The following is a 14683-nucleotide window of genomic DNA, read 5'->3' on the forward strand; positions in this document are numbered from 1 at the left end:
ACTCCACCACGCAACAGCCGCACCCTTCCGGCCGAGGCCGGCTTGGTTACGGAATTCCACTTGTTTCCTGTAAGATTTATCGAGAGTTTTAAGTTAAAGGGTTGTTAAGCCCTCTTACCGCCCGATCATCAGTCTTAAGAATGTGTTACCCGGCGTGGCCTCGGTCGCCGCCGGCACGCTGGCGATGCCGGCCAGCAGCGCTTAATTTAGGCCCATGGATCACGATTCTACCGACCATCCGAAAGCCCCGGGCAAGCCGCGACGGGGTTCCCAGGCGGATTTGCTCCCAAAGGACCTTGCAAAGGACCCTGCGCAGGAGCTTGGCTCTGCCGATCTCGATCCGGCGACGTCTGCGGCCGAGGACGAGGAAGAGGCCCGCCTGCCGGAACCCGCGGAGGAAACCGCCGAGGACGCCACGGAGGCCTTGGCCGAAGGTCCGCTCGCGGTTGGCCATGCCGCGATCGAAAACGCCGTGCGCCTGGCGCCGACCTCGCCCGGTGTCTACCGCATGCTCAACACCGGCAACGACGTGCTTTACGTCGGCAAGGCGAAGAACGTCCGCAAGCGGCTTGCCTCCTACGCCCGCGTCAACGCGCCGCTGCCGGCGCGGATCCTGCGCATGATTGCGGCCACCGTTGCGGTCGAGATCATCTCGACCACGACGGAGACCGAGGCGCTGCTGCTCGAGGCCAATCTGATCAAGCAGCTGCGGCCGCGCTTCAACGTGCAACTGCGCGACGACAAGTCATTTCCCTATATCCTGATCACCGGCGACCACTGGGCGCCGCAGATCCTCAAACATCGCGGCGCGCAGTCGCGGCCCGGACGGTATTTCGGTCCGTTCGCCAACGCCGGCGCCGTCAACCGCACCATCACGGCGCTGCAGCGCGCGTTTTTGATCCGCTCCTGCACCGACGGTTTCTTCGAGAGCCGCACCCGGCCCTGCCTGCTCTATCAAATCCGCCGCTGCTCCGGCCCCTGCACCCGCGAGATCGATTTCCCCGGCTATACCGAGTTGGTGCGCGAGGCGGGCGACTTCCTGTCCGGCCGCAGCCATCTGGTCAAAAAAGAACTGGCCGGCGAGATGGAAAAGGCGTCCGCCGAACTCGAATTCGAGACTGCCGCACTCTACCGCGACCGCCTCGCCGCACTGTCGGCGATCCAGTCGCAACAGGGCATCAATCCACGCACCGTGGAAGAGGCCGACGTGTTCGCCATCCACCAGGAGGGCGGCTATTCCTGCGTCGAGGTGTTCTTCTTCCGCACCGGCCAGAACTGGGGCAACCGCGCCTATTTCCCGCGCGCCGAGAAATCCTTCACGCCGGAAGAAGTGCTGGCCTCGTTCCTGGCGCAATTCTACGACGACAAGCCGCCGCCGAAACTGATCCTGCTGTCGCACGAGATCGAGGAAAGCGCGCTGCTCGCGGACGCCCTCGCCGTCAAGGCCGGCTTCAAGGTCGAAGTCTCGACGCCGAAGCGCGGCGAGAAAAAGGAATTGATCGCGCATGCGCTGACCAACGCCCGCGAGGCGCTCGGCCGCAAGCTCAGCGATACCGCGACCCAAGGCCGCCTGCTGCAGGGCATGGTCACTACGCTCGGGCTGCCGCATGCGCCCAAGCGCATCGAGGTCTACGACAACAGCCACATCCAGGGCACCAACGCGGTCGGCGCGATGATCGTGGCGGGACCCGACGGATTCATCAAGAACCAGTACCGCAAGTTCAACATCAAGTCGGAAGGCCTGACGCCGGGCGACGATTACGCGATGATGCGCGAGGTGCTGGAGCGGCGCTTCAAGCGGCTGTTGAAACCGCCGGAAGACGATACCGCCAAAGCGAAAGCCGAGATCAAGGCCGACGACGATTCGTTTCCGCAATGGCCGGATCTGGTCATTATTGACGGCGGCCGCGGCCAGCTCAACGCGGCAAGGCAGATCTTCGAGACCCTCGGACTGACGCAAGTCACGCTCCTGGCCGTGGCCAAGGGGCCGGACCGCGACGCCGGCCGGGAAACGCTGTTCATGCCGGACCGCGAGGCGATCAAGCTCGAACCGCGCGACCCCGTGCTGTATTTCATCCAGCGGCTGCGCGACGAGGCGCATCGTTTCGTGATCGGATCGCACCGCAAACTGCGCAAAAAGGACATCCGCGAAGCGGGTTTGCAGGAGATTCCGGGCATCGGCCCGTCACGCAAACGTGCCTTGCTGCATCACTTTGGAACGCTGAAGGAAATCGAGCGGGCCTCGATCGCCGACCTTGGCAAGGTTCCAGGGGTCAGCGCCGAAAGCGCCCGCAAGATTTTCGAGTTTTTCCATGCGCAACCGGGTTAAAGGGAGCCGATTCACATGGGCGTTTCATTTGGCCGTCGCCTGCGACAGATCATCTGGGGCCTGCACGGTTGACCTTCACGCCTGAGCGGTATTGGTAAGACGGATGAACATCGCAACCACCAAGGGCCAGTCCAAGAGCCTGTCCCTCCCGAATATCCTGACCTATGCCCGCATCGCCGCCATCCCGGTGGTGGTCGGCTGCGTCTATGCCCAATCCATCATGGACGGCCCGCTCTGGCTGCGCTGGGTGGCGCTGGCGATCTTTATCGCCGCCGCCGTGACCGACGTTCTCGATGGCTATTATGCACGGATGTGGGACCAGCAATCGGCCTTCGGCCGCATGCTCGATCCGATCGCCGACAAATTGCTGGTGGCGTCCTGCCTGTTGATGCTGGCCGCCGACAACAGCATCCATGGTTGGACGCTGTGGGCGGCCATCGTGATCCTGTGCCGCGAAATCCTGGTCTCGGGCTTGCGGGAATACCTCGCGGCGCTCCGGGTCAGCGTCCCCGTCACCAAGCTCGCGAAATGGAAGACCACCGTCCAGCTGGTCGCGATCGGCTTTCTGATCGCCGGTGAAGCGGGCGAACAGATTTTCTCCCCGACCACCATGATCGGGATCGCCCTGCTGTGGACGTCGGCGATCGTCACGATCTATACCGGCTATGATTATTTCCGCGCCGGCATCCACCACCTCATCAAGGAGGATGAGGGATGAGGGTCAAATATTTCGCCTGGGTGCGCGAACGGATCGGCATTTCGGAGGAAATGGTCGAGCCGCCGGCCACCGTGCGCACGGTGGACGATTTGATCGGCTGGCTCTCCAAGCGCGGCGAGACCTATGCCTACGCGTTCGAGAAGCCGAGGGTGATCCGCGCCGCGATCGACCATACCCATGTCAAGCCGGATGCGATGATCGCTGGCGCCCGCGAGATCGCGTTCTTTCCGCCGATGACCGGCGGTTGATTAGCATAGCGTTTTCGAGCGAAGTGGGTACCGGTTCGCGTCAAGAAAACGCGTCAAAAGAAGAAAGCTTCATGACCGCCGCCGCGACCATCCGCATCCAGCAAGCCGATTTCGACATCGCGCAGGAGATTGCGGCGCTGACCAAGGGCCGCAGCGATGTCGGCGCGGTCGTGACCTTCAGCGGCATCTGTCGCGGCAGCGAGAACGGCGAACCGATCGCGGCGCTGACGCTCGAGCACTATCCCGGCATGGCGGAGGCCGAAATCAAGCGGCACACCGACGAAGCGATGTCGCGCTGGTCGCTGACCGGCCTCACCGTGGTTCATCGCGTCGGGCGCATCACGCCGGGCGAGAACATCGTGCTGGTGCTGGCGGCGTCGGCGCACCGCCAGGCGGCGTTTCAGGCGGCGGAGTTCCTGATGGATTATCTGAAGGCCAATGCGCCGTTCTGGAAGCGCGAAGAAAGCGCGAAAGGAACCAGCTGGATCGAGGCGCGCGGCCATGACGACGACGCCGCGGCGCGCTGGACCAAATCCTGATGGCCAAACAGAGCAAGGCGCCCGTCAAACGCGGTCTGCCGAAATACACCAAGCCGAAATTCCCAAAAGTCGGTGCCGGCGAATTGCTGACGCTCTTGGATTTCGTCCGCTTTGCGGTGAGCCGCTTTATCGAAGCCGACCTGGTATTCGCGCATGGCACCACCGATCCGGTCGCCGAGGCCGCGTTTCTGGTCTGCGAATCGCTGCGCCTTCATCCCGACCAGTTCGAGGCGTTTGCCACCGCGCGGGTCACGGCGGCCGAAGGCAAGGCGATCCTCAGCCTGATCGAGCGCCGCGTCACCACGCGGACGCCGACCGCCTATCTCGTCAACAAGATCTACATGCGCGGCCTGCCGTTCTTTGTCGACGCACGCACTATCGTGCCGCGCTCCTTCATCGGCGAGTTGCTGGATTCCCATTTCGGCGGCGACGACGACGTGACCGGCGGTTCGCTGATCTCGGACCCGGCGGCGGTGGAAAATGTGCTCGACCTCTGCACCGGCTCGGGCTGCCTCGCCATCCTGGCGAGCCGGAGTTTCCCCAACGCCGAAATCGACGCGGTGGATATTTCAAAAATCGCGCTTGAGGTCGCTGCGCACAATGTTGCCGACTACGGGCTGCAACATCGCCTTAACCTGCACCGCGGCGACCTGTTCAAGCCGCTGGGCGACAAGCGCTATGACCTCATCATTTCAAATCCGCCCTATGTCGATGCGCAAGGCATGGCCTCGCTGCCGCGCGAATGCCGCGTCGAACCGAAACTCGCGTTCGATGGCGGCGCTGATGGGCTCGACATCGTCAGGCGCATCCTCGACGAGGCCAAACAGCATCTGACGCCGGATGGCGGACTGTTGTGCGAGATCGGCCGTTGCCGGCCCGCGCTTGAAGCGGCCTATCCGCAATTACCGCTGATGTGGCTCGACACCGAGGATTCGGAAGCCGAAGTATTTTATATTACGGCCGACGATCTTTAGGCGCTGGCGTAAGTCACTTTCCGGAACATTCGAAAACAAGCCGCGTTCATTCATGGCGGAGACAATCATGCCTTCGCCGGTGGAGGAAAAGCTGACATGCCCGGGCCTTCGAGCGGCTTGTTGCGCGCTGGCATTGCACTGAAGCTCAACCAGATCAAGCGCGCGACGCAATCCTATCTGCGCGACCGGACCGACCAGGCCACCGGCACTGTCACCTCCTACGCCATCGCCGCCGGTCTCTTCGCGGCCGCCGGAGTTTTTCTGACCGCGGCGCTCCTCGTCGGCGCAGCAGCGCTGTTTCGCTGGGTTGAAATCAACTATGGACAGTTTTGGGCGTTCGGCGCCGTCGGCGGCCTGCTCGCGATCATCGCCTGCATCTGCGCCGCCGTGGCGGCCATCAAACTCAAGCGCCCTCCGCCGCAGTTCCCGTCGCTCACCAGCCGCTTGCGGGTGGCGATCAAGGCCAGCCCCGTCAAGCCCGACCAGATAGAGGCCGTCAGGGATACGGCCGCGGCGATCCTGCAAGCCCCCGCGGCGCCGGTGGAACATCGGCGGCGGCGAAACCGGCCGGGGCACAGCAATAGAAACGCGAATATCGGCTTGATCCTGATGGCAAGCTTGCTGGGCTACGCGGCGGTGCGGCGGCGGCAGCAGCAGGCACGACACGCGCGAATCTGATGTCCCGCGCCCGCTCCGACCATACGGATAATCTGATCCTGATTGCGGCCACCACTCTCGTGATCCTGACCGCGCAGCGCTATTTCCAGACGTCCGCGCCTGAACACGCCAATCCAGTGACCGATCCAGCGGCCACCAAAGGCAGCGACTTTACCCGCGAGCTTTCCCAACGCGGCCGTGGGCGGCGCGCGCGCAGCCCGTTCAGCATTCCCTGGGCGGGCTGGAAAGACATTCTGTGGCGCACCTATGAGCAGGCCAATGACGACCGCCTGCTCGCCACGGCCGCAGGCGTGGTCTTCTTCGGCTTGCTCGCTGTGTTTCCCGCCGTGACGGCGCTGGTGTCTTCCTATGGCCTGTTCGCCGATCCCTCGACCATCGGCGCCAACCTGCAGACGCTGGCGCTGATGCTGCCGGAAGGCTCGTTCCAGATCGTGCAGGACCAGATTTCGCGTGTGCTCGACAAGGGCAGCACTGCGCTCGGCGGAGCCTTCCTGTTCGGCCTTGCCCTTGCAATCTGGAGCGCCAACGCAGGGGTCAAGGCCGTGATCGACGCCCTCAACGCGGTCGATGGAGAACGGGAGAAGCGCAGCTTCATCAGATTGAACCTGCTTTCGCTGGCTTTCACCGTCGGCGGGATCGCGGCGCTGTTGTTGATGGTCGGCGCCGTGGTGGCGTTTCCTTTGGCGCTCAATCAACTGGGCCTGCCTCCGGACAGCCTGTTCATCGTGAGCCTCGCGCGTTGGCCGTTATTGTTTGCGTTCCTGCTGGCGGCGCTCGGCGTTCTCTACCGGTTCGGACCGAGCCGGCGCCCGGCGCAGTGGAAATGGCTCAGTGTCGGCACGCTGCTCGCCGCCCTGCTGTGGATCGCCGGTTCCGCGGCGTTGTCCTGGTATCTGTCGAACTTCGGCGATTACAATGCGACCTACGGTTCGCTCGGCGCCGCCATCGGCCTGATGATGTGGATGTGGATGTCGGCCATTGTCGTGCTGTTCGGGGCCGAGCTGAACTCCGAGATCGAGCACCAGACCGCGATCGATACCACCGTCGGCCACCCAAAGCCGATGGGCAGCCGCGGCGCCACCATGGCCGATACGCTGGGACCGGCGGTTCCAGCCTCCTGAAAAAGAACACTAGACCAGCGAATCAACATTGATGCTAAGGTCATTGCGCTTGGGGGAGCGCAAGCCGGACGATGCCTGACGACACCAGCGTTTTCCCGGGCGGGGGGTAGTTCGGACCTGAAGGCGTAGCGCGCGACATGATTCGCATTTCGACGATTTTTATCGCCATCTGCATGGTGCTGGTCGCAGCCTCGCTTGGCCTGGTCCTGCATGCGGTCGCCGGCATCAGCGGAACCGAATCCGCGATCGTGGCGCTGACGGCACTGACCTTCCTGATCCTCTACAACGCGGTTTCGATGCGGCTGCGCGATCGCTCCGATGTCGGCAGCCAGATCGCGGACCTGTCCCGCGGCACCGCCGACCTTGCCCGCCAGGTCGCCGAATTCGGCCGCCGGCTCGCGGCCGTCGAGGGCCGCGTGGTGTCGGCGAATTCCGCCAGCGGCGACCGCATCCAGGCCGTGGTCGGCGAGATCAACGAACTCGGCGTGCTGGTCAAGCAGCTCGCGGGATCCGTTGCCAGCCATGAGGATTTGATTGCCTCGGGCGCGGCGGCAGCGCCACCGGAACCGGCACCGGCCGCAATCGTGGCTGCGCCTGTCGCCGAGCCGCGAACCTCACCGCCATCATACACCGACGTCGCCAGGCCGGCACCGGTCGCCGCGCCAGCGCCTGCCGAAGCTGCCGCGCGCAGCCAGCCGCAGCTTCTCGCCGCGGTGAAGAACGCCATCGAGGAGAACCGGCTCGACATCTATCTGCAGCCGATGGTGACGCTGCCGCAGCGCAAGGTGCGCTTCTACGAGGCGGTGACGCGGCTGCGCGACGACAACGACCAGATTCTTGCCGCCGACGATTTCATCGCCACCGCCGAAGCCGGCGGCCTGATGGGGCGCATCGACCACATGGTGATGTTGCGCTGTGTGCAGGTGCTGCGCCGCCTGATGGTGCGCAACAAGGATGTCGGCGTGTTCTGCAACGTCTCCGCCGCGACGCTGGCCAATCCCACCACCTTCGCGCAATGCCTCGACTTCCTCGAAGCCAATCGCGCGCTGGCGCCGTCCTTCGTGCTCGAGTTCAAGCAGGCCACGTTCCGCAACCTCGGTCCGACCGAGACCGAGCATCTGGCGGCGCTGTCGCAGCGCGGCTACCGTTTCTCGATCGACCATGTCAGCGACCTCCGGGTCGAGCCGCGGGAACTCGCCGACCGCGGCGTCCGCTTCATCAAGGTTCCAGCGGCGCTGCTGCTCGATCCCAGGCAGAGCTCGACGTCGGACATTCACCCCTCTGACTTGTCGGATCTGCTCGGCCGCTTCGGCATCGACCTGATTGCCGAAAAGATCGAGGGCGAGCGCGCGGTGGTCGATCTGCTGGATTTCGACGTGCGGTTCGGCCAGGGCTTCCTGTTCGCGCCGCCCCGGCCGTTGCGGCCCGAGGGGGCATCTGCTACCGGCGGGACGACTTCGAACAGCACCAATGGTTCCAATGGCCCAAGCCCGCCTGCAAGCATCCCTGCTCCCGTCGCCAGCCCGGCGATCGAACCTTCGACACGGGCGACCGGCAATGCCGCGCTGGCGCGCCGCGCCGCCGGACCGGGCTAACCGGCGCCCGATGTCATGACCACACTCCGGTTCGTCGAAAACCTGAGCGACCTCGTCGATGGCGTCGAAGTCATCCTCTCCGATATCTGGGGCGTGGTGCATAACGGGCTCGAGGCATTTCCGGTGGCCTGCGCGGCGCTGCACACGTTTCGCCAGCGCGGCGGCACCGTCATCCTCATTACCAACGCGCCGCGGCCCGCCGATTCGGTGCAGCGGCAGTTGCGCAAGCTCGGCGTCGCCGATGAGACCTATGACGCGATCGTTTCTTCCGGTGATCTGACCCGGCACTTTGTCGCCGACCATCCGGGGCAGAAAGTTTTCTGGCTCGGTCCGGAGCGCGACAATTCGATCTACCGCGGCCTTGATCCGGTGATGGCTCCGCTCGAACAGGCTGATTACATCGTCTGCACCGGACCGTTCGACGACGAGACCGAATCGGCCGAAGACTATCGCGCGATGATGCTGCAGGCGCGCGAACGCAAGCTGCCGCTGATCTGCGCCAACCCTGATATCGTCGTCGAACGCGGCGACCGCCTGGTCTATTGCGCGGGCGCGATCGCCGAGCTCTATCGCGAACTCGGCGGCGAGGTGATCTTCTACGGCAAGCCGCACCGGCCGATCTATGAACGCGCGATGGCGCTCGCCGCCGAGCACCGCGGCCATGCCGCCCCGCTCGACCGGGTGCTGGCGATCGGCGATTCCGTCCGCACCGACCTCACTGGGGCATTGGGTTTCGGCATCGACTGCCTGTTCGTGACCCGCGGTATCCATTCCGAGGAATTCGAAGGCATCGACCAGCTCGACCCGGCCTCGGTCAGGGAATTGTTCGGCCATCCGCCAAAGGCGCTGATGCGCGAGCTGAAGTGGTAATGCTCACCGGCAAGACAGCCACTGCGACACACTCCGTCATGGCCGGGCCTGTCCCGGCCATCCACGTCTTGACGGACGTGCGGTGCCAAAGACGTGGATGCCCGGCACAAGGCCGGGCATGACGAACTCTGATGTTTGTCGCTTGATAGGCTAAACCGCGCCTTACGCAGTCGCCATATCCGGGAAGACCGCCTCGATCTTGGTCTTCAGCGTCGCCGCGTTGAACGGCTTGACGATGTAATTGTTCACACCGGCCTTCTTGGCCGCGATCACGTTCTCGGTCTTGGATTCCGCCGTGATCATGATGAAGGGCGTGGTGGCCAGGTTGGGATCGGCGCGGACTTCCTTGAGCAGGTCGTAGCCGGTCATCGGCTCCATGTTCCAGTCGGAAATCACGAGCCCGTATTTCTTGCCGCGCATCTTGTTCAGCGCTTCCGAACCGTCGCTGGCATCGTCGATATTCTCAAAGCCGAGCTGCTTCAAAAGATTTCGGATGATCCGGATCATGGTGTTGTAGTCATCGACCACCAGAACCGACATCGACAAATCAACCGCCATCTCTTCCCCCACTAACGCTTATGCCACTAAATATCGGCAGGCCTGCGCGACCCGCAGTCCTCGCCCCACCCCTAGCATCAAGGCGTTAAACAGCGCGTTAATCGGGCGCGGGTGGATTGCCTCGGTTTTGAACCAAAGCCGTCCGGCTTGACTTCGCCCGCGCCCCCACGTCACGGTCCGGCCGCGCGCATCGCGGCCCAATGCCTTTTTAATCCGCAAGAATCCTGCAAGAATCCGTCACATGACAACTGGTTTTACCGTTATTCGAGACACCACCCCCGCCGCCGACATCCCCAAGGGGGCGGTGGTCGCCATGGGCAATTTCGACGGCGTCCATCTCGGTCACCGGGCCGTGATTGCCGCTGCGCTGAACATGGGGCGCGCCCACGGAAAACCCGCTTTTGCGGTGACCTTCGAGCCGCATCCGCGCAGCTTTTTCAGCCCGAACAGCCCCCAATTCCGCCTCACGGACGAGACCAACAAGCTACGGCTCTTGGCCGCCACCGGACTCGCCGGCGCCGTGGTGATGACCTTCGACAAGGGCCGCGCCGGAACATCGGCGCAAGATTTCATTCACCATGACCTGATCGGCCGGCTCGGCATCAGCGGCATCGCGGTCGGCTACGACTTCCATTTCGGCAAGGGCCGCGTCGGCTCCCCGAGCCTCCTGGTCAGCGAGGCGCCGCGGCTCGGGATCGAGGTCGACGTTCAGGCCCATGTCGACATCGCCGAGCGGCCGGTGTCGTCCAGCGCCATCCGCATGGCGCTGGCGGAGGGCCAGATCGACGACGCCACCGCGATGCTGGGCGGACCGTGGTTTGCGACCGGCGAGGTGATCCATGGCGAGAAGCGCGGCCGCGATCTCGGCTATCCCACCGCCAACATCCGCCTCGACAAGAATTGCGCGCTCAAGCACGGCATCTATGCGGTGCGGGTCGGGCGCGGACAAGGAAAAGATCAGGTGCGGCTCAACGGCGTGGCGAGCTATGGCCGCCGCCCGACCTTCGACAATGGCGCGCCGCTGCTGGAAGTGTTCCTGTTCGACTTCAAGGGCGATCTCTATGGCTCCGTGCTCGACGTCGCCTTCATCGCCTTCATCCGCGATGAACTTAAATTCGACGGCATCGAGGCGTTGATCCGCCAGATGGACGACGACAGCGCCCACGCCCGCGCGGCCCTCGCAGCCGCACCCGACGCGTTTCCGACGCTTGGAGTAATCGATTGAGCAGAAGCGAAAAGCAAAAGATGCTTGCGGGCGAATTGTATCGCCCCGACGCCGAACTCGGCGCCGAACAGGCGGTCAACAAGGCCTGGCTGGTGCGCTACAACGCGGCACTGGCGCAGCCGGTGTCGGAACGGCACGCGCTGCTCTGCGAACGCCTCGGCCATGTCGGCAAGGGTGCCGTGATCCGGCCGCCGTTCTTCTGCGATTTCGGCTACAATATCCGCATCGGCGACGGCGTGTTCATGAACTTCAACTGCGTCATCCTCGATGTCGTCGAGGTCTCAATCGGCGACCGCACCCAGATCGGGCCCGCCGTGCAGATTTACGCGGCCGACCATCCCCGCGACGCCAAGACACGGCGCGAAGGCCTCGAATTCGGGCGCCCGGTCCGGATCGGCAGCGACGTCTGGATCGGCGGCGGTGCCATTATCCTGCCCGGCGTCAGTATCGGCGACGGTGCGGTGATCGGCGCCGGCAGCGTGGTCACGCGCGACGTCGGCGCTGAAGTGACCGTCACCGGAAACCCGGCAAGGCCGAAACGGTCGTCCTGAGATGCGGGCCCTGCGGGCCTTTGCGATTTCCGCTTCCGGCTGCTATGGAAAGCCCATGTTTGCGCGGCGCACCATCCCCATTAGCGGCCCGGCTTCCGCCTGAGCTTTGGCTCGGCGCAAGACCGGGATTTCCCCGTTTACCCCGCGAATGACCAGCGTATCTCGCGCCCTTTGAGCCAAACCAGAGCATTCATGTCCGAAAAACCGCAAAAGTCCGAAAAGTCCGAAGGACCAGACTATTCCAAAACCCTGTTCCTGCCGCTGACGGAATTCCCGATGCGCGCCGGCCTGCCCAAGCTCGAGCCGGAAATCCTCAGCCACTGGAACAAGATCGGCCTCTACGAGAAGCTGCGCGAGGCGGCCGATGGGCGGCCGAAATTCGTGCTGCATGACGGCCCGCCCTACGCCAACGGCAACATCCATATCGGCCACGCGCTGAACAAGATCCTCAAGGACGTCGTGACCAAGAGCCAGCAGATGCTCGGCTTCGACTCCAACTATGTGCCGGGCTGGGACTGCCACGGCCTGCCGATCGAATGGAAGATCGAGGAAGAGAACTACCGCTCCAAGGGCAAGCCGAAGCCCGACTTCCGCGACTCCACGGCGATGGTGGCGTTCCGCAAGGAATGCCGCGCCTATGCGACGCACTGGCTCAACGTGCAGCGCGAGGAGTTCAAGCGGCTCGGCATCATCGGCGACTGGGATCATCCCTACGCCACCATGAGCTATCCCGCCGAAGCCCAGATCGCGCGCGAACTGATGAAGTTCGCCGCCAACGGCACGCTCTATCGCGGCTCCAAGCCCGTGATGTGGAGCGTGGTGGAGAAGACCGCGCTCGCCGAGGCCGAGGTCGAATATGAGGACTACACCTCGGACACGGTGTGGGTGAAGTTTCCGGTGACCTCGCCGGCGCATGGCGCGCTGGCCAACGCGTCCGTCGTGATCTGGACCACGACGCCATGGACGCTGCCCGGCAACCGCGCCATCAGCTTCTCGCCGAAGATCGCCTACGGTCTGTTTGAGGTCACCGATGCGCCCGCGGACAATTGGGCCAGGAACGGCGACCTCCTGATCCTCGCCGACGCGCTCGCCGAGAGCGTGTTCAAGCAGGCGCGCGTGACGGCTTACAAGAAGGTGCGCGAGCTGCCGGCCGACACGCTCGACGCGGTGGAATGCGCCCATCCGCTGAAAGGTTTTAGCGGCGGATACGAATTCACCGTGCCGCTGCTGCCCGGCGACCACGTCACCGACGACACCGGCACCGGCTTCGTGCATACCGCGCCCGGCCACGGCCGCGAAGACTTCGACGCCTGGATGGCGAACGCGCGCGAACTCGACAGCCGCGGCATCAACACCGCGATCCCCTATACCGTCGACGAGAACGGCGCCTTCACCGACCACGCCCCGGGCTTTACCGGCAAGCGCGTGATCAACGACAAGGGCGAAAAGGGCGACGCCAACGAGGCCGTGATCAAGGTTCTGGTCGAACACGGCAAGCTTCTGGCACGCGGCCGCCTCAAACATCAGTATCCGCATTCCTGGCGCTCGAAGAAGCCGGTGATCTTCCGCAACACGCCGCAATGGTTCATCGCGATGGACAAGGACATCGCTGATAACGGCAAGGCCAAGCCCGGCGATACGCTGCGCGCCCGCGCGCTGCATGCGATCTCGGTGACGCAATGGGTGCCGCCCGCCGGGCAAAACCGCATCAACGGCATGATCGCCGGCCGCCCCGACTGGGTGATCTCGCGCCAGCGCGCCTGGGGCGTGCCGATCGCGGTGTTCGTGCGCGAGAAGGGCGACGGCTCCGCTGAAATCCTGCAGGACGAAATCGTCAACCAGCGCATCGCCGAGGCTTTCATGGAGGAAGGCGCCGACGCCTGGTACATGGACGGCGCCCGCGAACGCTTTCTCGGATCCCGCGCGAACGAAGACTGGAAGAAGGTCGACGACATCTGCGACGTCTGGTTCGATTCCGGCTCGACGCACGCTTTCGTGCTGGAAGACCGCCAGAATTTCCCCACGCTCGGCAACATCGTCCGCAAGGTCGATGGCGGCGAGGATACCGTGATGTATCTGGAAGGCAGCGACCAGCATCGCGGCTGGTTTCATTCCTCGCTGCTGGAAAGCTGCGGCACCCGCGGCCGCGCGCCTTACGACGTGGTGCTGACGCACGGCTTCACGCTGGACGAGAACGGCCGCAAGATGTCGAAATCGCTCGGCAACACCGTCGAGCCGCAGAAGGTGATGAAGGATTCCGGCGCCGATATCCTGCGGCTCTGGGTCTGTTCGACCGACTATGCCGACGACCAGCGCATCGGGCCGGAAATCCTGAAAAATACCATCGAGACCTACAAGAAGCTGCGCAACTCGATCCGCTGGATGCTCGGCACGCTGCACCACTTCAACCCCGATGACGCGGTCGCGCATGAGGAGATGCCGGAACTCGAGCGGCTGATGCTGCATCAACTGGCGGGACAAGCCGCGATCGTGCGGCAGGCCTATGCCGAGTTCGATTACAAGACGGTTGTCGCCAGCCTGTCGGCGTTCATGAACACCGAATTGTCGGCGTTCTATTTCGACATCCGGAAAGACGCGCTGTATTGCGATGCGCCGTCCTCGCCGGTGCGCAAGGCGGCGCTGACCGCGATCGACATCATCTGCGACGCGATCCTGAAATGGCTGGCGCCGGTGTTGAGCTTCACGACCGACGAAGCCTGGCGGATGTACCGGCCGGGCGCCGCGCCGTCGGTGCACCTGACACTGTTCCCGACGGATCTGGGTTCATTCCGTGACGATGCTCTGGCCGCGAAATGGGAAACCATCCGCGACGTCAGACGCGTCGTCACCGGCGCACTCGAACTCGAACGCGCCGCCAAGAACATCGGCTCGTCGCTGGAAGCTTCGCCCCTGGTCTACGTGTCGGACAAGGCGATCTTCAATACGCTGTTCGACGTCGATCTGGCCGAAGTGTGTATCACCTCGAACGCGATGGTGACCAACGACGACGCGCCGGGCGCGGCCTTCACCCTCGCCGACGTTCCCGGCGTCGCGGTCGTGGTCGAAAAGGCCGTCGGCACCAAATGCGCGCGGTCGTGGAAGATCCTGCCGACCGTGGGCGAGGACGCCGAATATCCCGACGTGTCGCCGCGCGACGCGCAGGCGCTGCGGGAGTGGAAAGCGCTGGGAGTTACCTTCTGACTGCGTCGTCCCTGCGAACGCAGGGACCCATAACCCCGGGCGTCCGAGATAGATAAAGGAAGATGACCCAGAGTCT

Annotated in this window: 13 protein-coding genes; 12 read left to right on the forward strand and 1 reads right to left on the reverse strand. The window is 64.0% G+C overall.

Annotation, left to right across the window (positions count from 1 at the left end):
- The first annotated feature begins 214 nt into the window (after window positions 1–214).
- The 9 genes from uvrC (at window position 215) to JQ611_RS10180 (ending at window position 9072) form a co-directional block, all read left to right on the forward strand.
- Window positions 215–2329: an excinuclease ABC subunit UvrC gene (gene uvrC, locus JQ611_RS10140; RefSeq protein WP_212465351.1), complete on the forward strand. Its 2115-nt coding sequence runs from the start codon at window positions 215–217 to the stop codon at window positions 2327–2329.
- A gap of 103 nt (window positions 2330–2432) precedes the next feature.
- Window positions 2433–3047 carry a CDP-diacylglycerol--glycerol-3-phosphate 3-phosphatidyltransferase gene (gene pgsA / locus JQ611_RS10145; RefSeq protein WP_212034227.1) on the forward strand — a complete coding sequence of 205 codons (615 nt, stop codon included), beginning with the start codon at window positions 2433–2435 and terminating at the stop codon, window positions 3045–3047.
- A complete protein-coding gene (moaD, locus tag JQ611_RS10150) occupies window positions 3044–3295 on the forward strand; it encodes a molybdopterin converting factor subunit 1 (protein ID WP_212269332.1) in 252 nt (83 codons plus the stop codon). The genes pgsA and moaD overlap by 4 nt, the downstream gene beginning before the upstream one ends.
- A gap of 71 nt (window positions 3296–3366) precedes the next feature.
- Window positions 3367–3834 carry a molybdenum cofactor biosynthesis protein MoaE gene (locus JQ611_RS10155; RefSeq protein ID WP_212465352.1) on the forward strand — a complete coding sequence of 156 codons (468 nt, stop codon included), beginning with the start codon at window positions 3367–3369 and terminating at the stop codon, window positions 3832–3834.
- Window positions 3834–4808, forward strand: a complete 975-nt coding sequence (gene prmB / locus JQ611_RS10160) for a 50S ribosomal protein L3 N(5)-glutamine methyltransferase (RefSeq protein ID WP_212269333.1) — start codon at window positions 3834–3836, stop codon at window positions 4806–4808. The genes JQ611_RS10155 and prmB overlap by 1 nt, the downstream gene beginning before the upstream one ends.
- Window positions 4809–4904: 96 nt before the next feature.
- Window positions 4905–5486: a phage holin family protein gene (locus tag JQ611_RS10165; protein ID WP_212465353.1), complete on the forward strand. Its 582-nt coding sequence runs from the start codon at window positions 4905–4907 to the stop codon at window positions 5484–5486.
- Window positions 5486–6607: a YihY/virulence factor BrkB family protein gene (locus tag JQ611_RS10170; RefSeq protein WP_212465354.1), complete on the forward strand. Its 1122-nt coding sequence runs from the start codon at window positions 5486–5488 to the stop codon at window positions 6605–6607. Before JQ611_RS10165 ends, JQ611_RS10170 begins: the two co-directional genes overlap by 1 nt.
- A gap of 137 nt (window positions 6608–6744) precedes the next feature.
- Window positions 6745–8202 carry an EAL domain-containing protein gene (locus tag JQ611_RS10175; protein WP_212465355.1) on the forward strand — a complete coding sequence of 486 codons (1458 nt, stop codon included), beginning with the start codon at window positions 6745–6747 and terminating at the stop codon, window positions 8200–8202.
- A 15-nt stretch (window positions 8203–8217) separates the two neighbouring features.
- Window positions 8218–9072 (forward strand): TIGR01459 family HAD-type hydrolase, encoded by an 855-nt coding sequence (locus tag JQ611_RS10180; RefSeq protein ID WP_192738833.1) that lies wholly within the window; start codon window positions 8218–8220, stop codon window positions 9070–9072.
- Between the two features lie 162 nt (window positions 9073–9234).
- On the opposite strand, the gene JQ611_RS10185 is transcribed toward JQ611_RS10180, so the two are convergent.
- Window positions 9235–9630 carry a response regulator gene (locus JQ611_RS10185; protein WP_192738834.1) on the reverse strand — a complete coding sequence of 132 codons (396 nt, stop codon included), beginning with the start codon at window positions 9628–9630 and terminating at the stop codon, window positions 9235–9237.
- Window positions 9631–9871: 241 nt separating this feature from the next.
- On the opposite strand from JQ611_RS10185, the gene JQ611_RS10190 reads away from it, so the two are divergent.
- From JQ611_RS10190 to ileS, 3 genes are all read left to right on the forward strand, one after another.
- Entirely contained in the window at window positions 9872–10855 is a 984-nt protein-coding gene (locus JQ611_RS10190) for a bifunctional riboflavin kinase/FAD synthetase (protein ID WP_212269338.1), read from the forward strand.
- Complete coding sequence (locus tag JQ611_RS10195; protein WP_212415818.1) at window positions 10852–11406, forward strand: sugar O-acetyltransferase; 555 nt, start codon at window positions 10852–10854, stop codon at window positions 11404–11406. The genes JQ611_RS10190 and JQ611_RS10195 overlap by 4 nt, the downstream gene beginning before the upstream one ends.
- Before the next feature lie 192 nt (window positions 11407–11598).
- The gene (gene ileS / locus JQ611_RS10200) at window positions 11599–14607 is read left to right on the forward strand and encodes an isoleucine--tRNA ligase (protein WP_212465356.1); all 3009 of its coding nucleotides are present in this window, start codon (window positions 11599–11601) and stop codon (window positions 14605–14607) included.
- Window positions 14608–14683 lie beyond the last annotated feature (76 nt).

The sequence above is a fragment of the Bradyrhizobium sp. AUGA SZCCT0182 genome (genome assembly GCF_018130185.1).
In the GTDB taxonomy this organism is placed as follows: Bacteria; Pseudomonadota; Alphaproteobacteria; order Rhizobiales; family Xanthobacteraceae; genus Bradyrhizobium.